Origin of the sequence: Mycolicibacter icosiumassiliensis, from assembly GCF_900078685.2 — a bacterium.
GTDB lineage: Bacteria > Actinomycetota > Actinomycetes > Mycobacteriales > Mycobacteriaceae > Mycobacterium > Mycobacterium icosiumassiliensis.
The window spans coordinates 970,994-990,375 of record NZ_LT546166.1 but is presented as its reverse complement, the minus strand read 5'-3'; the positions used below and the strand labels follow the sequence as shown (position 1 = coordinate 990,375).

Below are 19,382 nucleotides of genomic sequence, written 5' to 3'. Positions count from 1 at the left end.
CCCTCAGCGAGAACGCTTGGGGCCGCGCTTTTCTCGCACTCGCACATTGATCCGGATCGGGCTGCCCTCGAATCCGAACGTTTCGCGCAACCGCCGCTCCAGGAACCGGCGGTAACCGGCCTCTAAGAATCCCGACGAGAACAACACAAACGTCGGCGGACGCGACGTCGCCTGGGTAGCGAACAGGATGCGCGGCGCACGACCGCCGCGCGCCGGCGGCGGGGTCGCGGCGACCACCTCTTTGAGCCAGTTGTTGAGCTGCCCGGTGGAGATCCGCTTGTCCCAGGACGCCAGCGAGGTCTCCAGTGCCGGGACCAACTTCTGCACGGCGCGACCGGTTTTCGCCGAGATGTTTACCCGCGGCGCCCACGCCAGCCGGGCCATGTCCCGATCGATCTCCTTGTCCAACAGGTAACGCCGGTCCTCATCGACCAGGTCCCACTTGTTGTAGGCCAGCACCACCGCCCGACCGGCCTCGACCACCATCGAGATCACCCGCTGGTCCTGCTCGGTCAGCGGTAGCGACGAATCGACCAGCACGATCACCACTTCGGCGGCGTCGATAGCCCCATGGGTGCGTACCGAGGCGTAGAACTCATGTCCGCTGGCCTGCCCCACCTTGCGGCGCAGCCCGGCGGTGTCGACGAAACGCCAGATCTTGCCGTCCATCTCGATCAACGAGTCGACCGGGTCGACCGTCGTGCCGGCCACGTCGTGCACCACCGAACGCTCGTCGCCGGCCAACCGGTTCAGTAGCGAGCTCTTGCCCACGTTAGGTTTTCCGACCAAGGCCACCCGGCGCGGGCCGCCTCCGCCGCCGGCGGTTTCGGCGACCTCCGGCAGCTTGGCGACCACCTCATCTAGCAGGTCGGCCACTCCGCGGCCATGCAGCGCACTGACGGTGAACGGCTCGCCCAGTCCCAGCGACCACAGTGCCGCCGCGTCGGCCTCGGCCCGCTCACTGTCAACCTTGTTGGCGGCCAAGAACACCGGCTTGCCGGAGCGGCGCAGAATCCGTGCGGCGGCCTCGTCGCCGGCGGTGGCGCCGACCACCGCGTCCACCACCAGGATCACCGCGTCGGCGGTACGCATCGCGACCGCGGCCTGCTCAGCCACCAGCTGTTGCAGACCCTTGGCGTCGGGCTCCCAGCCGCCAGTGTCCTGCACCACGAAGCGCCGGCCGGTCCACAGCGCGTCGTAGGACACCCGGTCACGGGTCACGCCCGGCAGGTCCTGCACCACCGCTTCGCGACGGCCCAGGATCCGGTTGACCAGCGTCGACTTGCCGACGTTGGGTCGACCCACCACGGCCACCACCGGCGGCGGTCCGGAGTCCTCGACGAGATCGTCGAAACCGCCGTCTTCGCCGATCTCCCAGTCGCTTTCGTCGACCCAGGTTCCGTCACTCATCGGATCGCCCCGCAATGCTGCTCAACCAGGTCCCGCAGATGGTCGATCACCTGCGCCTGGGTCATGTCTCCGGTGTCCACGATCACCGCATCGTCGGCGGGCCGCAGCGGCGACACCGCCCTCGTGGAATCCAACTCGTCGCGGCGAAGCACGTCCGCCAGCACACCGGCGTAGTCGTCGCGCAGCCCCGCCGCGATGTTCTGGTCATTGCGCCGCCGGGCGCGCGTCTCGGCCGAGGCGGTCAGGAAGATCTTCACGTCGGCGTCGGGCAGCACCACGGTGCCGATGTCGCGGCCTTCCACCACCACGCCACCACCTTGGGTGGCCAACTGCTTCTGCACGGCGACCAACCGGGTGCGCACGGCGGGAACCGCGGCCACCGCCGACACCGCGCGGGTCACCTCGTCGCCGCGGATCTCTCGCGAAACGTCTTCGTCACCAAGGAAAGCGCGGTCTCCCTCAGGCTGGGAGTCCACCGAGACCTCGACGCCCTGCGCGACCGCACCGATGCCGTCGATATCGTCGAGGGCGACGCCGGATCGCAGCACCGCCAGTGTGACGACCCGGTACATCGCGCCGGTGTCCAGGTAGCGTGCCCCGGGCGACTGTGGACTTTCCGGTTCCAGCCGGCCCATCAATGGCGACGACGGCCGCGCTACCGCCGTTCACAGACCGACTGCCTTGTAGAGTTCGCCGATTTCCTTGCCGCTCAACGCCCGGATGCTGCCGGGACGCTGCTCCCCCAATGCAACGGCCCCGATATCGGTGCGCACCAACTCCTGGACCGGAAATCCGACCGCAGCGAGCATTCGGCGCACGATCCGCTTGCGGCCTTCGTGCAGCGTGACCCGCACCAGGGACTTGCCGGGCACGGTGTCGACCACCGCGAAGTCGTCGACTTTGGCCGGGCCGTCGTCGAGTTCGACACCGTCGCGAAGCTTCTTGCCCAGTCCGCGCGGGATGGCGCCCACCACGGTGGCGATATAGGTCTTGGGTACCTGATACGACGGGTGCATCAGCCGGTGGGCGAGTTCGCCGTCGTTGGTCAGCAGCATCAGGCCCTCGGTGTCGGCATCGAGGCGCCCAACGTGAAACAGCTTGGCGTCACCGCGAACTCGATGTTCGACGTAGTCGCCGATGCACGGCCGTCCGCGGTCGTCCGACATGGTCGAATGCACTCCGCGCGGCTTGTTCAGCGCCAGGTAGACCCGGGTGTCATCGACGGTCACCCGGGCTCCGTCGACTCGGATCACCGAGGCGCCAGGGTCGACTCGGGTGCCCAGTTCGGTCACCACCCGGCCGTCCACCTCGACTCGGCCGTCGCGAATCATCCGCTCGGCGACCCGCCGCGAGGCGACCCCGGCCTGCGACAGCACCTTCTGCAGGCGCACTCCGTCTTGTTCTTCGTCCGGCCACGCCATCAGAGGTGATCCACATCAAAGGTCAGCGGCTGGTCGGTCGCCGGCGCACCGCCGAGTTTCATGAAACGCGGTTCACTATCTAGGCTTTCACTCATTTCGTCGATCACGTCGACGTCGGGCAGCAGTGGGGCGATGTCGGGCAGGTCGGTCAGCGACGACAGACCGAGCCGCTCCAGGAACAGCTCGGTGGTGGCGAACGTCACCGCCCCGGTGTCGGGGTCAGCCCCCGCCTCGGTGATCAGGCCGCGCGCCACCAGGGTTCGGATCACCGCATCGACGTTGACGCCGCGCACCGCGCTGACCCGGGCCCGCGTCACGGGCTGGCGGTAGGCGACCACGGCCAGCGTCTCCAGCGCGGCACGGGTCAGTTTGGACCGGGCACCGTCGAGCAGCAGCCGCTCCACATACGGCGCGAACCGGGCGCGGGTGTACAGCCGCCAGCCGCCACCGGCCTCGCGCAAGTCGATGCCGCTGTCGCGTTCGGTGAACTCCTCGGCCATCGTCCGCAGCTTGGCCGTGATCCGGTAGACCGGTTGATCGGTGGCGGCCGCCAGTGCCTCCACGGCCACCGGGGTGTCCACCACCAGCAGCAGGGCCTCCAGCACCGATCCCAGTTCGCCGTCCTCGAGTTCGGGCGCCAGGGCAACGTCAATCCCCAGGTTGGAGCCCGATGGGCCAGCGGACTCCCCCGTAGCCTCGTGGTCTTCCACAGCGTCGGCGGCCTCGGGTGCCTCGAAATCCTCCGCCACTTCGGAGTCGGGCATGTGGTCAGTCATCAATTCGTCTCGCACTACTCGGCCGATTCTGCTTTCACCAGGTCTACTAGCTCTCCCGCGGTTGGGCGTTCGCCCGTCCACGACACCTGGAGCACACCAAGTGGTTCTGACTGCTCAAATGCTACCGCCCGGGCCCGATACAGTTCGAGCAGCGCCAGGAAGCGGCCGACGATCTCGATCGGCATCGAGCAGTCGGCGACCAGTTCGGAGAACGACGCCCACTGCCCGGTGCCGCGAGCCTCCAACAGCCGCAACACCACACCGGCCTGCTCTGGCACCGACACCATCACCTGGTGCAGGTGTTCCAGACCCACCACCGGGGCCGGGCGCGGAGTGAACGCGGCCGCCGCGATCTGGGCGAACGAGTCGGCGTCGACACCGAGCATCACTTCGGGAAGCAGGTTGGCGTAGCCGTCTTCCAGCGACACCGCGCGCGGGTAGCTGCGCAGCGCGGCCGCTTCCAGCTCGGCGAACATCTGCGCGACGTGTTTGAACGCCCGGTACTGCAGCAGCCGCGCGAACAGCAGGTCGCGGACCTCGAGCAACGCCAGGTCTTCTTCGTCGTCGACCTGGCCGGACGGCAGCAGCCGGGCCGCCTTGAGGTCGAGCAGCGTCGCGGCGATCACCAGAAACGCGGTGGTCTCTTCGAGCTCCAGCTGCGCGCCGACGTCGCGGGTGTAGGCGATGAAGTCATCGGTGACCTGGTGCAGAGCCACCTCGGTGACGTCGAGCCGATGCGCGAAGATCAGTTGCAGCAGCAGGTCGAACGGACCCTCGAAGTTGGTCAGCCGGACCTGGAAGCCGTGTGCGTCGGCGGGGGCGTCGGGCGTCTCGGTGTCGGCGTTCACGCGCCGAATCGGTCAATGACTTCGCGGGCCAACGCACGATAGGCCTGCGCGCCCCCGGACTTCGGGGCCCAGGTGGTGATCGGCTCGCCCGCCACGGTGGTCTCGGGGAAGCGCACGGTACGGGTGATGACCGTGTCGAACACCAGGTCGCCGAAGCGCTCCACCACCCGCGCCATCACCTCGCGGGAGTTGACCGTGCGCGGGTCGTAACGGGTCAGCAGGATGCCGCTGATCTCCAGCTTCGGGTTGAGCCGGTCGCGGACCTTGTCGACGGTATCGGTCAACAGCGCCAGGCCGCGCAGCGAGAAGTACTCGCATTCGGTGGGGATCACCACGCCGTCGGCGCAGGCCAGACCGTTGACGGTGAGCAGCCCCAGCGACGGCTGGCAGTCGATCAACAGGTAGTCGTAGCGGTCCAGCACCGGGGTGAGCGCGCGCGCCAGGGAATGCTCCCGCCCCACCTCGTTGACCAGCTGGATCTCGGCCGCGGACAGGTCGATGTTGGAGGGCACCAGGTCCAGGTTCTCCACCGAGGTTTGCACCACCACGTCGTCGATGCCGACGCGCGGTTCGACCAGCAGGTTGTGCACGGTATGCGCCAGGTCGTAGTGCGGCACGCCGAGTCCCGCCGACAGCGCGCCCTGCGGGTCGAGGTCTACCAGCAGCACCCGGCGGCCGTATTCGGCCAGCGCGGCACCGAGGTTGATGGTGGAGGTCGTTTTGCCGACGCCGCCCTTCTGGTTGCACATCGCAATGACCTTGGCCGGCCCGTGCGTCGAACGGGGCTGCGGCTCGGGGATATTCCGCGGCGGACGCCCGGTCAGACCGACGCCGGGGGTGTCGTCGTCGCTCATGGCCGAACCGGAGCTGTGGTGGCGGACATCCGCAGAAGTCTAATAGGTGACCGGCTCTTGTATTAGCCACATGACCAGTGATTGCGGCCCCGGCGGCCATAGGATCGCATCCATGAGCCTCAAACGACGTCTCCCCTTCCTGCGGTGGTCGTTCCTGCGGATGGCGACCGGTGCGCGCAACATCGTCACGACCGGGCAGATCGGCGACGGCCGCGAGGCCGCGGCGGTCGACTTCGTGCTGGCCAACGCCCGGGCCGGCGACATCAACGACGTGCTCGCCCGGATCGACGAGTTCGCCTACGAGAAGTCTTTGCTGATCAATATCGGCGACGAGAAGGGCCTGCTGCTGGACGCCGCCGTACAGCGGGTCAATCCGGCGCTGGCACTGGAGCTGGGCACCTACTGCGGCTACAGCGCCCTGCGGATTGCGCGCGCCGCGCCCTCGGCGCGGATCTACTCGATCGAGCTGGCCGAGGCCAACGCCGCCAATGCCCGGCGGATCTGGGCGCACGCCGGGGTGGCCGACCGGGTGACGTGCGTGGTGGGCACCATCGGCGACGGCGGGCGCACGCTGGACACCTTGACCGCCAAGCACGGCTTCGCCGCCGGCGGGCTGGATTTTCTGTTCATTGACCACGACAAGGACGCCTACCTGCCCGACTTGCAGGCCATCCTCGACCGGGGTTGGTTGCATCCCGGTGCGGTGGTGGTGGCCGACAACGTCAAGGTCCCGGGAGCGCCGCGCTACCGCGAGTACATGCAGGCCCAGCAGGGCTCGCGCTGGGACACCGTCGAGCACCGCACCCATGTGGAGTATCAGAGCCTGCTGCACGATCTGGTGCTGGAGTCGACCTACCTGGGCGGCTAGTGCCTGCGCGACGGAAAGGGACGCCCCCTAGCGGGCGCGGGGGTGGGCGCCGGCCCACACCTCGCGCAGCGCATTGACCGTCACCAACGTGTAGATCTGCGTGGTGGTCACCGAGGCGTGGCCGAGTAGCTCTTGCACCACCCGCACGTCGGCGCCGCCGTCGAGCAGATGAGTCGCGAACGAGTGCCGCAGCGTGTGCGGTGACACTTTGGCGGTGATCCCGGCCCGCTCGGCGGCATCCTGCAGCACCTGCCAGGCGCTCTGGCGCGACAGCCGCCCGCCCCGCGCATTGAGGAACACCGCGGCGGTGCCGCGGCCACGGCCGGCCAGATCCGGGCGGCCCCGCACCAGGTAGGCGTCCAGCGCCGCGACCGCCGGCCGACCGATCGGCACCAATCGCTGCTTGCCGCCCTTGCCGTGCAACAGCACCGACCGGTCTGCCACGTCGATGTCGTCGAGATCCAGGCCGACGGCCTCGGAGATACGAGATCCGGTGGAGTACAACATTTCCAGCAGGGCGCGGTTGCGGAGCGTCAACGGCCCGTCGGAGGCGCTGTCGCCGCCGGCACCGATCAGCAGCGCCGCCACCTCGTCGACGGTCAGGCTCTTGGGCAGGCGCCGCCCCGGTGTCGGCGGTTTAACCGAGCGCGCTACGTCGGCCGCCACCAGTCCCTCCGCGGCGGCGAACCGGTGCAGGCCGCGCACCGCGATCAGCGCACGCCCCGCCGAGACCGCCGACAGTGCGGGCACGCCGTTGTCGGGGTCGCCGCGACGCAGCGTCACCAGAAACTCGGTGACATCACCTTCGGCGACACCGGCCAGGTCCTCGATCCCGCGGGCCAGCAGGTGCTCGCGGTAGCGGCGCAGGTCGCGCCGGTAGGAACTGAGTGTGTTGGCCGCGACCCCGCGCTCGATGGTCAGGTGGTCCAGATACCCCTGCAACTGCCCATTGAGCGGGCACACCGGCTGGGTCGCCGCGGTCATGGCCGGTTCTGCCTTGCGGCAAACGCCGTCGGTCGATCGACCCACTCGGCGTCCAGGGTACGCAGCTCGGCAAAGCCCTGGCTGTGCGCTTCGCTATGAAGAAAAGCGGCCAGGATCCCCGCCACCGCAATGGCATTGACGATCTCGCCGGAGAACACCATCCGGGCCGCCTCGGCCAGTGGATACCACTCGAGCGTCAAATCGGCCTCTTCGTCGTGTGCCTCCGGGCGGCCCACCTCGGTCAGGCCGGTGGCCAGATACACCCGCACCGACTCGTCGGAAAAGCCCGGCGTGGAGTCCAGGTCCACCAGCACCTGCCAGGTGGTCGCGGTCAGGCCCGCCTCCTCGACCAGCTCGCGGCCGGCGGTCTGGGGCGCCGGTTCGCCACCGACGTCGAGCAGTCCGGCGGGCAGCTCCCACAGTCGCCGTCCCAGCGCGTGGCGGTACTGGTAGATCAGCGGGATCCGGCCCTCGGCATCCAGGGCGACCACCGCCACCGCCCCGAAGTGCTCCACCACGTCCCGGGTGGCGATCGCGCCACCCGGCATCAAGACCTCGTCACGGCGCAGCGCAAAGATCTTGCCGCTGTGCAGCAGCTGCGACGACATGGTCTCGAAGACGTGGTCAGCCACGGGTGACGTGTTCCGGCAGCGCTTCTTGCTGTGGGTCGGTCAGCGGCTGGGCGCTGCCGCCGTGCCCCTCGGCTCCGTTCTGAGCGTCATCGTGCTCGGCAGCGTGGGGTTCGTGGGCGTGCTCGGGGATCTCCACCGGCAGCCGCTCGGCGGCCTTGTAGTCCATCGCCGCACCGATGAACGCGGCGAACAGCGGATGCGCCCGAGTGGGCCTGCTCTTGAGCTCCGGGTGCGCTTGGGTGCCCACCAGGAACGGGTGCACGTCGCGGGGGTACTCGACGAACTCCACCAGCTTCCCGTCCGGGGAGGTGCCGGAGAATCGCAGCCCACTCTCGGCGATCCGGTCCCGGTAGGCGTTGTTGACCTCGAAACGATGCCGGTGCCGTTCGGAAACCTCGGTGGCCTGATAGGCCTCGGCCACAATCGAATCCGCTTCCAGCACGGCGGGGTAGGCACCCAGCCGCATGGTGCCGCCGAGGTCGGCCGTGCCGGCGACCGCGTCTTGCTGATCGGCCATGGTCGCGATGACGGGGTCGGGGGTGTCCGGGTCGAACTCCGCCGAGCTGGCCTGGGTGATCCCGGCGACACGGGCCGCGTCGATCACGATGCACTGCAGACCCAGGCACAGACCCAGCACCGGCAGCGCGTAGGTGCGGGCATAGGCGATGGCGCCGATCTTGCCCTCAATGCCCCGGATCCCGAACCCGCCGGGGATCAGCACGCCGTGCATCTCCCCCAGCGCGGCGGCGGCGCCGGCCGGCGTCTCGCACGCGTCGGAGGCCACCCAGTGGATCTCGACCTTCGCGAAATGGGTGAAGCCACCGGCCCGCAGCGCTTCGGTCACCGACAGGTACGCATCCGACAGGTCGATGTACTTGCCCACCAAAGCAATTCGCACGGTCTCGTGGGGTTCGTGGACGCGGCGCAGCAGCTCGTCCCACTCGGTCCAGTCGACGTCCTTGAACGGCAGGTTGAGGCGGCGCACCACGTAGGCGTCCAGCTCCTCGCGGTGCAGCACCTTGGGGATGTCGTAGATCGAGGGCGCGTCCGGGGTGGAGATCACCCCGTCGACGTCGACGTCGCACATCAGCGCGATCTTGTTCTTCAGCGCCTCGGGCACGTCGCGGTCGCAGCGCAGGATCAGCGCGTCGGGGGTGATGCCGATGCTGCGCAGCGCCGCCACCGAGTGCTGGGTGGGCTTGGTCTTGAGTTCCCCGGACGGGGCCAGGTAGGGCACCAGCGACACGTGCAGGAAGAACACGTTGTCGCGGCCCACGTCGTGGCGGACCTGCCGGGCGGCTTCCAGGAACGGCTGCGACTCGATGTCGCCGACGGTGCCGCCGATCTCGGTGATCACCACGTCGGGGCGCACGCCGTCGGCGTCCGGTTCCGACATGGCCAGGATGCGCCGCTTGATCTCGTCGGTGATGTGCGGGATCACCTGCACGGTGTCGCCGAGGTATTCGCCGCGGCGTTCCTTGGCGATGACCGTCGAATACACCTGGCCGGTGGTCACATTCGCCGAACCGGACAGGTCGCGGTCCAGGAATCGCTCGTAGTGGCCGACGTCGAGGTCGGTCTCGGCGCCGTCCTCGGTGACGAACACCTCGCCGTGTTGGAACGGATTCATCGTTCCGGGGTCGACGTTGAGATAGGGGTCCAGCTTCTGCATCGTGACCTGCAGTCCCCGGGCTATCAGCAACTGGCCCAGGCTACTTGCGGTCAAACCCTTACCTAGCGAGGACGCAACTCCACCCGTGACGAAGAGATGCTTCGGCTCGGTTTGCGGATGCTTTCGCAGTGGTGGCAACACCAACCTCCGTGACGACGGCGCAGGAACTTCAGGGCCTGCCGACCCACGGAATCTCACCCTAACATCGACGCGGCATCTCGGCTCCAGACACGCCCACCGGCGCCCGGACACGGCCTGTGCTAGGTCTCGCTATTGCGCCAGGGTGACCGAGGCGGCGCCGTGGCCGATGCCGTACTGGCCCGGCTGGCCGCCGCCGATCAGGCTGCTCACCGCCATGACGGTGGTGATCCGGCCGGACTCGATGTCCACGTCGTCGACGGTGCTGATGGTGCCGGCTACCGCCGAATCGGTGCGTGCCATGGCCACCGCCGCGGTTCCCGACGCCGACCCGTCCCGGCCGGCCAGGACCGTCGCCGAGCCGTGCGGGGCCAGGGCCGCGGCGAACCGCGCCACGCTCAGCCCGCTGGTGCCGGCATCTTCGGGCAGCGCCCCGCCGGTGATCACGATGGCGGCGTTGGCGGCCGGGAGGCGCTCTTGGTGGTAGGTGACGAAGCCGGTGTCGCGCAGCGCGGCCAACACGGTGTCCCGCGCGGCGTCATCGACAGGGGGGCTGGGCGGAGTCGGGGGGTCGGGATGGCGCGAGTTGACCAGCAGCGCGATCCCGAGCAGATCACCGGCCTGGGCGTCCTGGTCGACGAGGCTGGTGCTCAGTTGAGCGCCGGCCGGCACGATCCCGGACTCCAGCACGGCCCGCAGCTTCTCTTCGGCGTTGCCGTCGACGAACTGGGCCGTCAGTGTCACCGTTCCGGTGACGGTTCCGCCGGCCTGCCCGATGATCCGCGAGACCGCCTCGACGTCGCCGTCGGCGGCATCGGGGGTCCGGAAGATCACCGTGGATTTCCCGTTCAGCGCGTCGTGCACCATCCGGGGCGCCATCTGGGCGTCGAAATCGTTTGCGTTGCGCAGCCGTTCACTCAGCGCGTTGTGCTGTTCGTGCAGCGCGTCGATCTGCTCTCGCAGATCCTGCTTGTCGGACTGCATGCCGGCCATCAACCGGCCCGACAACAGTCCAGAGCCCAGCACGACGCCGAACACCAGTGCCAGCAGCACTGCCGTCAGCGACATCGCGTGGTAGCGAGGGGTGATCATGGCGGTGCTGACCCCGATTCTCCTTAGTCGATCCCGCTTAGGTCACCCAGTGCCGCAGCCACTGCGACAGGTGGTGCCAGTAGTTGCCGAGCCACTCGAGCACCACGGCGTCGGTCCGCGACACCCACAGCGCGACGATGACCGCCATCAGCATGGTCAGCACCAGCAGCGCGATCGCGCCGGCCGAAATCCGGTTGCGGTAGAGCGTGGCGACCGCACGGGCGTCCACCAGCTTCTCGCCGACCTTGAGCCGGGTCATGAACATCGAGGGGTTGGTCAGCTGACGAGTCCGGTCGAAGAACGTCTCGATGTTGGAGGTGTGCCCGGCCGTCACCAGCAGCGCCGCGCCGTGGTGATCGGCCAGCAACAGCGCCAGGTCCATCGCGGAGCCCGCGGCCGGGAAGGTCATGGCACCGACGCCCAGGTCCTGGATGCGCTCCAGACCGGGCGCGTGGCCGTCGGCGTCGGCGGGCAACACGACCTGCGAACCGCACCGCAGTACCTCGGCGCTCATCTGGTCGGGGTCACCGACGATCAGCTGCGGGCGGTAGCCGCCCTTGCGCAGCACATCGGCGCCGGCGCCGATGCCGATCAGCACCGGCTGGTACTCCTTGATGAACGGCTTGAGGCACTTCAGGTCGTCGGCGGCGCTGGCCTCGTCACCGACCAGCACCACGTGGCGGCGACGCAGGTCGACGTCGATCTCGGGGATCCCGATCCCGTCGATCAGCAGCGGGCTCTCGCTGCGGATGAACTCGATGGTGTTGCCGGCGAAAGACTCCAAGTGGGCCACCAGCCCGCTCTTGGCTTCGATCATCATGTCGGCGATCTCGACGTCGCTGCGTTCGACGCCGCGGGCCAGCCGGCGGTCGCCGGAATAGACCGCGCCGTTGTAGAGGCGAACCTTGGCGCCGTCCCGGATCTTCTTGAACACCGTGGGTCCGGCCTCGTCGATCAGCGTCACACCGTTGGCGACGAGCACCTCCGGTCCCAGGTTGGGATAGCGCCCGGAGATCGATGCCGAGGCGTTGACGACGCCGGCGATCTGGGCTTCGACCAGTGCGTCGGCGGTGATCCGGTCCAGGTCGAGAATGTCGAGGACCACGATGTCGCCGGGACCCACCCTGCGCAGCAGTCGGTCGATGTCGTGGTCAACCCGAGCCGTACCGACAAGGCCAGGCCGGGCGGTGTTACGAGACAGCAGCGCAGACATCTTCATGGGCGCGATTCTGTCCGGGAACTCGCAAGAATCCCGGGAGGCGCGCCGTAACACCAGCCCCAGAAGTTCCATCACGTCACATCAGTCACACGCAGGGTCAGGCGCCGCGATCCTCTTGTGCGGCGTCCAGCAGCTCTCGCGCGTGCGCCCGGGCGGTGTCGGTCTCGCCCAGCCCGGCCAGCATCCGGGCCAGCTCGCCGACCCGGTCGTCGTCTTCCAGCCGCCGTACCCCGCTGGCACCCTGTCGCCCGGTGGGCTCGACCATCAGGTGTACGTCGGCATAGGCCGCGACCTGCGGCAGGTGCGTCACCACGATGACCTGGTGGGTGCGGGCCAAGCGGGCCAGCCGTCGCCCGATCTGCACCGCGGCCCGGCCACCCACCCCGGCGTCGACCTCGTCGAACACCATCGTGGTGCCGGCCGACTGCCGTGAAGAGGTGGCCAACACCACCTCCAGCGCCAGCATCACCCGGGACAGTTCCCCGCCCGAGGCGCTCTTGGCCAGCGGCAGCGCCGTCATGCCGCGGTGCGGGGCCAGCCCGAACTCGACGTCGTCGATACCGTCGGCGCCGGCGTGCACGGTCTGGCCCGACGGCAGTCGCAACGCGGCTGGGTCTTCGGCGGCGGCCGGGCTGGTGCTGACCCCGATGCTGAATTCGGCATCGGCCATGGCCAGCCCGGACAATTCGGCGCTGACCGCCTTGGCCAGTCCGCCGGCCGCCTTGGTGCGCGCGGCACTGAGGTCGGTGGCGGCCTTGGCCACTTGCTCACCCAGCGTGTCGACCCGGCGGGCCAACTCGGTGAGTGCTTCTTCGGAGACGTCGAGTTGGGTCAGGCGGTCCCGGGACTGCGCGGCCCAGGCCAGCACCCCGTCGATGTCGGCGGCGTACTTCCGGGTCAGGCTGCGCAGCTCGGCCTGGCGGGCCAGCTTGGCATCGAGTGCATCGGCGCCGGTGGGCAGATCATCGAGATAGCTGCCGAGTTCGCGGGCCACGTCGCCCACCACGTTCAGCGCCTCACCGAGCTGATCGCCCAGCGCCTGCAGCACGGTGTCGTCGGTGGCGCTCAACGCCGTCTTGGCCTGTCCCAGCCGATCAGTTGCCGAGTTCGGCCCGTCGGCTGCATCGAGTGCCTCATCGCCGCCGGCTAGGGCCGCCCGCGCACCGGCGGCCGCGGCGCGCAGCGAATCGCGGGTGTGCTGATACACGCCGGGCATCGAAGAGATGGGCCGCGGTTCCGCTATGCCGTCGGCGACGAACATCGGCAGCACCAGATGCCGTGGCTCCAGCGAGGTCTGCGCCACCAGTCGGCGTAACGCCGCCGTGGCGCGCAGCCGACGGGGACGCTCTCTCATGCGTTGACTCTGCGGCGAGGGCGGACGTTACTCGCACTTTTCCGCCGTGGACGCAGAGTCAACGCGAGAGAAGTCACCGCTAGCGCCTGCGGCTCTTCTTACGCGGCGGCGGCAACGCACCCTCGGCCCGCAGTCGCGCAGCGTGCTCGGCCAGCGCATCCACCAGCGGACCCACCGCTGCGGTCTCCGGCTGAACGTCCACCCGCAGCCCGAATTCGGCTGCCGTCTCGGCGGTCTTGGGACCGATGCAGGCCACCAGGGTCCGAGCGTGCGGCTTGCCGGCGATGCCGACCAGGTTGCGCACCGTCGAGCTCGAGGTGAAACACACCGCGTCGAACCCGCCGGTCTTGATCATCTCGCGGATGGTCGCCGGCGGCGGAGCGGCCCGCACGGTGCGGTAGGCGGTGACATCCTCGATCTCCCAACCCCGCTCCCGCAGCCCTTCGGCCAGCGTCTCGGTGGCGATGTCCGCACGCGGCAGCAGCACTCGGTTCACCGGGTCGAAAACATCGTCGTAGGGCGGGAACTCGTCCAGCAGACCCAGGGAGGACTGCTCGCCGGACGGCACCAGTTCGGGGCTGATCCCGAACGCCCGGACGCGTTCTGCGGTGGCCTCGCCCACGCAGGCGATCTTCACCCCGGAGAACGCCCGAGCATCGAGACCGAACTCGGCGAACTTCTCCCACACGGCGCGCACCGCATTGGTCGAGGTGAACACCACCCACTGGTAGCGGCCGTCCACCAAACCCTTGACGGCCCTTTCCATCTGGGCCGGGCTCCGCGGCGGCTCGACGGCGATGGTCGGAACCTCGATCGGTGAGGCGCCGTGCCCGATCAGCCGGTCGCTCATCTCCCCGGCCTGATCCTTGGTGCGCGGCACCAGAACCGTCCAGCCGTACAGTGCGCGGCTCTCCCACCAGTTCAGCTTGGCCCGGTTGCTCACCGTCTTGCCGATGGTCACCACCAACGGCCCTGCCGAGGTCTCCTGGCCATTGGGCAGGATGACCGGGTCGATGCTGGCCAGCGCCGAAGCCTCCGTCAAACCGCCCAGGCTGGACTCGATCGAGCGCTGCGCGCAGGTGGTGCCCGAAGTCGTGACCACGCACGGCGTGCTGTCCGACAGGCCGTACTCGATCAGGGTGCGGGCCGCCTCCGGCAAGTGCGAGGTGGTGGCCTGCAAGATCAGCGGACCCGGAGCGGCAGCCAGAGCGCCCCAATCCACCTGAGGGTCACGGACATCGGCCACCGTGTGCGACGAGCCGAGCGGCAGGCCGGCGTAGGTGGGCACCGCGCTCGTGGCGGGCAGGCCCGGCACGATCTCGAACGCAATGTTGGTGCGAGCCACCGCACTTACCTCGGTGATGACCGCGTCGATCGACAGCGGGTCACCGGCAACCAGTCGCACCACGTCGGTGCCCGAGCGCGCCTCAGCCGCCAGGATCTTGGCCACCTCGGCCGGCTCGCCGAGCGCCGGACGGATATCGGGTCCGCCCGGAACAGTCGCGGCGGCCTCGTCGGCAGCATCATCGTCGGCGGCGGTGCCGTCGGCCACATCGTCACTGGCCTTGTCCGCCTTGGGAGCCGGAGGCACGGGACCGGCGATCGGAGGCAGGTCCATGCCGACCAGCGCCAGCACCGCCTCGGGCACGTCGGGGTCGATAAACACCAGCGCGGCGTTGGTCAGAGCCGTCCGCGCCCGCGTCGTCAGCAGGCCCGGGTCACCCGGACCCGAGCCGACGAAAACAATGCGGCCCGGCTTGGGCTTCTGCCCTCGCACGCTCACTTGGCGAGCCATTCCGTACTCCCCGTCACTTCTCACTCACTTCCGACGCACGTTTTCACCGTGCGTCCGCCATCAGCTCGCGCGCACCCAACTCGAACAGTTCCGTTGCGACCGACACGCCCAGTTCCCGGGCTCGGTCCGGACTGCCGATGCCGGACGCGCGGATCACGTCGGACCCGTCCAGCGCCGCTACGCAGGCGCGCAGCGACAGCTCCTCGAAGACCCGGCCGTCCTCATCGATGGACTCGACCACTTCGGCGATCGCGCCCACCGGTGCGGAACAACCCGCCTCCAGTTCGGCGAGCAGGGTCCGCTCGGCGGTAACCGCCAGGCGGGTGTCGGCGTCGTCCAACTCCGCCAGCAGCGCCGCCAATGCCGTATCACCGGCTCGGCACTCCACCGCCAGTGCCCCTTGGGCCGGAGCCGGCAACATCTGTACCGGTTCCAACGTCTCGGTGACCGCGTCGAGGCGTCCCAGCCGGGCCAGACCCGCCCGGGCTACCACGATGGCGTCGAGTTCGCCGCTGCTTACCCTGTTCAACCTGCTATCTAGGTTGCCTCGTAGGGGGCGAATTTCCAAACCGAGACCCAGTGCTCTAAGCTGTGCCGCCCGTCGCGGCGACGACGTGCCCACTATGGCGCCCGCCGGCAACTCACCCAGGACCAATCCGTCACGCGCCACCAGCGCGTCCCGCGCGTCCTCACGGGGCGGATTCGCCGCGAGGGTGAACCGGGAGTCGGCAGCGGTCGGCAGGTCCTTGTGCGAGTGCACGGCGGCATCGACTCGGCCGTCGAGGATGGCCTCGCGCAGCGCAGCAGTGAACACCCCCACGCCGATGTCGGCGATCGGCCCGGACGTGACATCCCCGGCGGTGCTGATCACGACCAGCTCAGCGGGGTGTCCGGCAGCCACCAAGGCATCGCGAATGGTCCCGGCCTGGGTGGTGGCCAACAAGCTGCCCCGGGTACCGATGCGGATTACTTCACCCAAAACGTCTACCCGGCCGACCCGGTTTCGGCGCCGACATCAAGTCCTCCCGGCACTACTGGTAGTTCACCGGCGGTCGCGACCGCGTCCACGGCGGTCGGGTCAAGCTCGAACAGCTCGCGCAGCGCTTCGGCGTAGCTGTCGCCGCCCGGCGAGCTGGCCAGCTGTTTGACCCGCACGGTGGGGGCGTGCAGCAGCTTGTCGACGACGCGGCGCACGGTGCGCGCCACCTCCTCGCGCTGGTCGGCCTCCAGGTCCGGTAGCCGGTGATCCAGCCGCATCAACTCGGCGGTGACCACGTCGGCGGCACGCTGGCGCAGCGCGGTCACGGTCGGGGTGACCTCGGCCATCCGCTGCCCGGCCAGGTAGGTGGCGACCTCGCGGGCGACGATGCTGCGGGCGGCCTCGGTGTCGGAGGTGGCGACCTGCGCCGACGGCTCGCGCTGGATTCGGTCCATGTCGATGACCCGCACCCCGGGCAATCCGGCGACCGCGGCGTCGACGTCGCGCGGCATGCCCAGGTCGCAGATCACCAGTGGTTGGGTCGCCTCATCTCGGTTGCCCCCGGCCAGCGCGTGGTGCACGTCGGCCAGCGACACCACCGGGCTGACCGCTCCGGTGGAGGACATCACGATGTCAGCGCTGGCCAGGGCGCCAGCCATCCGGTCCAGGGCGACGGCGTCGGCCGTGACACCGCTCTCGCGGATCTTGCGGGTCAATCGTTGAGCACGCGGCAGCGAACGGTTGATCACGTGGATGTGTTCGACGCCGGCGCGCACCAGGTGGGCCGCGGACAGCGCGCCCATCGACCCGGCGCCGATCACCACTGCGGTCCGGCCCTGCAGTGCGTCGTCACCCAACTGCTGGGCGGCGATGCCCAGGGCGACCGAGACCACCGACGCGCCGGCGGCGTCGATTCCGGTTTCGGAGTGCACCCGCTTGCCCACCGACAACGCGCGCTGCGCCAGTTCGTGCAGCACCCGGCCGACACTGCCGTTGGCCTCCGCGGAGGCGTAGGAGCGACGCACCTGGCCCAGCACCTGCTGTTCGCCCACGACCGCGGAGTCCAGGCCGCTGGCCACCGAGAACAAGTGCTCGACGGCGGCCTCGCTGTAGCGGACGTAGGCGTATTTGGTCAGGTCGGCCATCGACATGCCGGAATGTTCGGAGAGCACCTGCCCGATCGCCGACAACCCGGCGTGGAAGGCCTCGACGACGGCATAGATCTCAACCCGGTTGCAGGTCGACAGGATCATCGCCTCGGTGACCAGCGGCGATTGCAGCACCTGCTCGACGATCTTGACCTGATCGGATTCAGCGGTGCTGAGCTGCTCGAGCACTGATACGGGGGCGCTGCGGTGCGAGACCCCGAAGAGCAGGACACTCACGGCAACATCACCTGGCCCGCTCCTTGCTCACCTGTGAACAGAACTTCTCTCCACGGTAAAGGCTAAAGCGCTGGCCTACCAAATTCGGCCAAATCAGCACGTAGCCGGGGCTCGTCAACCTCCCAGTAGCTGTGCTCTCGTCCGTCCAGGAGCACCACCGGCAACCGGTCGCCGAACTCGGCGCGCGGGCCGGTGTCACCGGCTGCGGCAGCGGCGTCGACGTCGACCGTGTGCAGATCGAACGCGAGTTCGGCCGCCAGCGCGGTCAGCTGGTCGTGCACCTGCACACAGACCGGGCAGCCCTCCCGAGTGAGCAGCTGTACCTGGTGGCGGGTCATGCCTCCAGTGTTGCAGGGGTATCGCCGGCCCGGGCCGAGGCCGCCGGGTTCGCTGGATTGTCGCGACGTCGCACTGCGAATTGAATTACGGTGTGACCGGCCACGAGCCGGCATTCCCTTCACCCCCCGGGCGGACAGAGCAAGCCATGAATTCCAGCGCCGTGTCGATCACGAACATGCTGTACCGCTATGCGGAGTTGATGGACTCCGGCGACCTGGACGGCGCCGCGGCGCTGTTTACCCACGCCCGAATCAAGGTCGACCCCGAGGGCACGGTCATCCTGGACAACGCCGGCATCCTGCAGCTGTGGCGCGGGCTCGTCACCATCCACGCCGACGGCACGCCGCGCACCAAGCACGTGATCACCAACCCGATCCTCGACATCGACGAGGTCGCCGGGACCGCTTCCTGCCGGTCCTATTACACGGTGCTGCAGCAGACCGATGCGGTGGCGCTGCAGGTGATCGCCGCCGGCCGCTATCACGACACGTTCGAGCGGGTCGACGACGTCTGGCGGTTCAGTTTCCGCGACTACTCGATGTTCGACCTCAAAGGTGATCTACGCGATCACCTGGGGGTCATCGGCCCGGCAGCCGGATAGGGTTGATGGCGGCCGGAGCACCGGCCCTACCGCCCAGACGTGGAAGGAGTCGGGTGATGGCATCACCGGGCCCGTCCGACCGGGCATCGGCAGCCGATGTGACATCGCTGTCCGACGACGCCAGCGCCGAGCGGGCACTCGCCGATATGGGTGACGATAGGGGCGACGCCGACACTCCCGCGCCCGTCGACCTGACCGCCGCCGCGTTCTTCGACGTCGACAACACCCTGGTCCAGGGCTCCTCGATGGTGCACTTCGGCCGTGGGCTGGCCGCCCGAAACTACTTCACCTATCGCGATGTCATCGGGTTCGTCTACGCCCAGGCCAAATTTCAGCTGACCGGCAAGGAGAACAGCGACGACGTCGCGGCCGGCCGGCGCAAAGCGCTGGCGTTCATCGAAGGCCGGCCGGTCTCCGAGTTGGTCGATCTGGGCGAGGAGATCTACGACGAGATCATCTCCGACAAGATCTGGCCCGGCACCCGCGAGTTGGCCCAGATGCACCTCGACGCCGGCCAGCAGGTGTGGTTGGTCACCGCGACCCCCTATGAGCTGGCCGAGACCATCGCTCGTCGGCTCGGGTTGACCGGCGCGCTGGGCACCGTCGCGGAGTCGGTCGACGGGGTGTTCACCGGCCGGCTGGTCGGCGAGATCCTGCACGGGCCCGGCAAGGCCCACGCGGTGCGGTCACTGGCGATCCGTGAGGGGCTGAACCTGCGGCGTTGCACGGCCTACTCCGACAGCTTCAACGACGTGCCGATGCTCTCGCTGGTCGGCACCGCGGTGGCGATCAACCCCGACGCCGCGTTGCGGGAGACTGCCCGTAAGCGGGGCTGGGAGATCCGCGACTTCCGTACCGCACGGCGCGCGGCGCGGATCGGCGTGCCGTCGGCGCTGGCACTGGGGGCCGTCGTCGACCGCATCAAGCGCCGTGGCGCACCGGAACGAGCGCGGCTGACCTGCTCGCTGATAGGCTTCCGCCGCCGAGCACCACGGCGAGCGGAGGGGTAAACCGG

General features: G+C 68.9%; 17 protein-coding genes and 2 pseudogenes. 3 read left to right on the top strand and 16 right to left on the bottom strand.

Going from position 1 to position 19,382, the window contains the following annotated elements; translation table 11 throughout:
* Positions 1 to 3 precede the first annotated feature (3 nt).
* From der to BN4346_RS28375, 6 genes and pseudogenes are all read right to left on the bottom strand, one after another.
* The gene (der, locus tag BN4346_RS28400) at positions 4 to 1,410 is read right to left on the bottom strand and encodes a ribosome biogenesis GTPase Der (protein ID WP_067969922.1); all 1,407 of its coding nucleotides are present in this window, start codon (positions 1,408 to 1,410) and stop codon (positions 4 to 6) included.
* Positions 1,407 to 2,079: pseudogene (gene cmk, locus BN4346_RS28395) on the bottom strand ((d)CMP kinase). The gene der and the pseudogene cmk overlap by 4 nt, the downstream one beginning before the upstream one ends.
* On the bottom strand, positions 2,076 to 2,831 hold the full coding sequence (locus BN4346_RS28390) for a pseudouridine synthase (RefSeq protein ID WP_067969112.1): 756 nt from the start codon (positions 2,829 to 2,831) through the stop codon (positions 2,076 to 2,078). Before BN4346_RS28390 ends, cmk begins: the two are co-directional and overlap by 4 nt.
* Positions 2,831 to 3,607: an SMC-Scp complex subunit ScpB gene (gene scpB, locus BN4346_RS28385; protein ID WP_078058496.1), complete on the bottom strand. Its 777-nt coding sequence runs from the start codon at positions 3,605 to 3,607 to the stop codon at positions 2,831 to 2,833. The genes BN4346_RS28390 and scpB overlap by 1 nt, the downstream gene beginning before the upstream one ends.
* Before the next feature lie 14 nt (positions 3,608 to 3,621).
* A complete protein-coding gene (locus BN4346_RS28380) occupies positions 3,622 to 4,455 on the bottom strand; it encodes a segregation/condensation protein A (RefSeq protein ID WP_067969109.1) in 834 nt (277 codons plus the stop codon).
* A complete protein-coding gene (locus BN4346_RS28375; RefSeq protein WP_067969106.1) occupies positions 4,452 to 5,309 on the bottom strand; it encodes a ParA family protein in 858 nt (285 codons plus the stop codon). Before BN4346_RS28375 ends, BN4346_RS28380 begins: the two co-directional genes overlap by 4 nt.
* A 112-nt stretch (positions 5,310 to 5,421) precedes the next feature.
* Here BN4346_RS28375 and BN4346_RS28370 point away from each other — a divergent pair, with 112 nt between their 5' ends.
* Positions 5,422 to 6,177, top strand: coding sequence for an O-methyltransferase (locus BN4346_RS28370; protein WP_067969103.1), 756 nt, complete (start codon positions 5,422 to 5,424; stop codon positions 6,175 to 6,177).
* 27 nt (positions 6,178 to 6,204) lie between these two features.
* On the opposite strand, the gene xerD is transcribed toward BN4346_RS28370, so the two are convergent.
* From xerD to BN4346_RS28320, 10 genes and pseudogenes are all read right to left on the bottom strand, one after another.
* Positions 6,205 to 7,161, bottom strand: coding sequence for a site-specific tyrosine recombinase XerD (gene xerD, locus BN4346_RS28365; protein ID WP_067969101.1), 957 nt, complete (start codon positions 7,159 to 7,161; stop codon positions 6,205 to 6,207).
* Positions 7,158 to 7,793, bottom strand: coding sequence for an NUDIX domain-containing protein (locus BN4346_RS28360; RefSeq protein WP_067969096.1), 636 nt, complete (start codon positions 7,791 to 7,793; stop codon positions 7,158 to 7,160). Before BN4346_RS28360 ends, xerD begins: the two co-directional genes overlap by 4 nt.
* Positions 7,786 to 9,594, bottom strand: a complete 1,809-nt coding sequence (locus BN4346_RS28355) for a CTP synthase (protein ID WP_078058495.1) — start codon at positions 9,592 to 9,594, stop codon at positions 7,786 to 7,788. The genes BN4346_RS28360 and BN4346_RS28355 overlap by 8 nt, the downstream gene beginning before the upstream one ends.
* A gap of 141 nt (positions 9,595 to 9,735) precedes the next feature.
* Positions 9,736 to 10,695: a copper transporter gene (locus BN4346_RS28350; protein ID WP_067969088.1), complete on the bottom strand. Its 960-nt coding sequence runs from the start codon at positions 10,693 to 10,695 to the stop codon at positions 9,736 to 9,738.
* Between the two features lie 37 nt (positions 10,696 to 10,732).
* Positions 10,733 to 11,914: a putative cytokinetic ring protein SteA gene (gene steA, locus BN4346_RS28345; protein WP_067969916.1), complete on the bottom strand. Its 1,182-nt coding sequence runs from the start codon at positions 11,912 to 11,914 to the stop codon at positions 10,733 to 10,735.
* Positions 11,915 to 12,011: 97 nt separating this feature from the next.
* A pseudogene (locus BN4346_RS28340) lies at positions 12,012 to 13,259 on the bottom strand (DNA repair protein RecN); the annotation flags it as partial.
* A gap of 88 nt (positions 13,260 to 13,347) precedes the next feature.
* The gene (locus BN4346_RS28335; RefSeq protein WP_067969085.1) at positions 13,348 to 15,063 is read right to left on the bottom strand and encodes a bifunctional uroporphyrinogen-III C-methyltransferase/uroporphyrinogen-III synthase; all 1,716 of its coding nucleotides are present in this window, start codon (positions 15,061 to 15,063) and stop codon (positions 13,348 to 13,350) included.
* A 43-nt stretch (positions 15,064 to 15,106) separates the two neighbouring features.
* A complete protein-coding gene (hemC, locus tag BN4346_RS28330) occupies positions 15,107 to 16,042 on the bottom strand; it encodes a hydroxymethylbilane synthase (protein WP_067969082.1) in 936 nt (311 codons plus the stop codon).
* 5 nt (positions 16,043 to 16,047) lie between these two features.
* On the bottom strand, positions 16,048 to 17,427 hold the full coding sequence (locus BN4346_RS28325) for a glutamyl-tRNA reductase (protein WP_067969079.1): 1,380 nt from the start codon (positions 17,425 to 17,427) through the stop codon (positions 16,048 to 16,050).
* Positions 17,428 to 17,489: 62 nt separating this feature from the next.
* Positions 17,490 to 17,765 carry a glutaredoxin family protein gene (locus tag BN4346_RS28320; protein WP_067969077.1) on the bottom strand — a complete coding sequence of 92 codons (276 nt, stop codon included), beginning with the start codon at positions 17,763 to 17,765 and terminating at the stop codon, positions 17,490 to 17,492.
* A 146-nt stretch (positions 17,766 to 17,911) separates the two neighbouring features.
* On the opposite strand from BN4346_RS28320, the gene BN4346_RS28315 reads away from it, so the two are divergent.
* Positions 17,912 to 18,367, top strand: coding sequence for a nuclear transport factor 2 family protein (locus BN4346_RS28315; protein ID WP_067969073.1), 456 nt, complete (start codon positions 17,912 to 17,914; stop codon positions 18,365 to 18,367).
* 56 nt (positions 18,368 to 18,423) lie between these two features.
* The gene (locus BN4346_RS28310; RefSeq protein WP_078058471.1) at positions 18,424 to 19,377 is read left to right on the top strand and encodes an HAD family hydrolase; all 954 of its coding nucleotides are present in this window, start codon (positions 18,424 to 18,426) and stop codon (positions 19,375 to 19,377) included.
* Positions 19,378 to 19,382 lie beyond the last annotated feature (5 nt).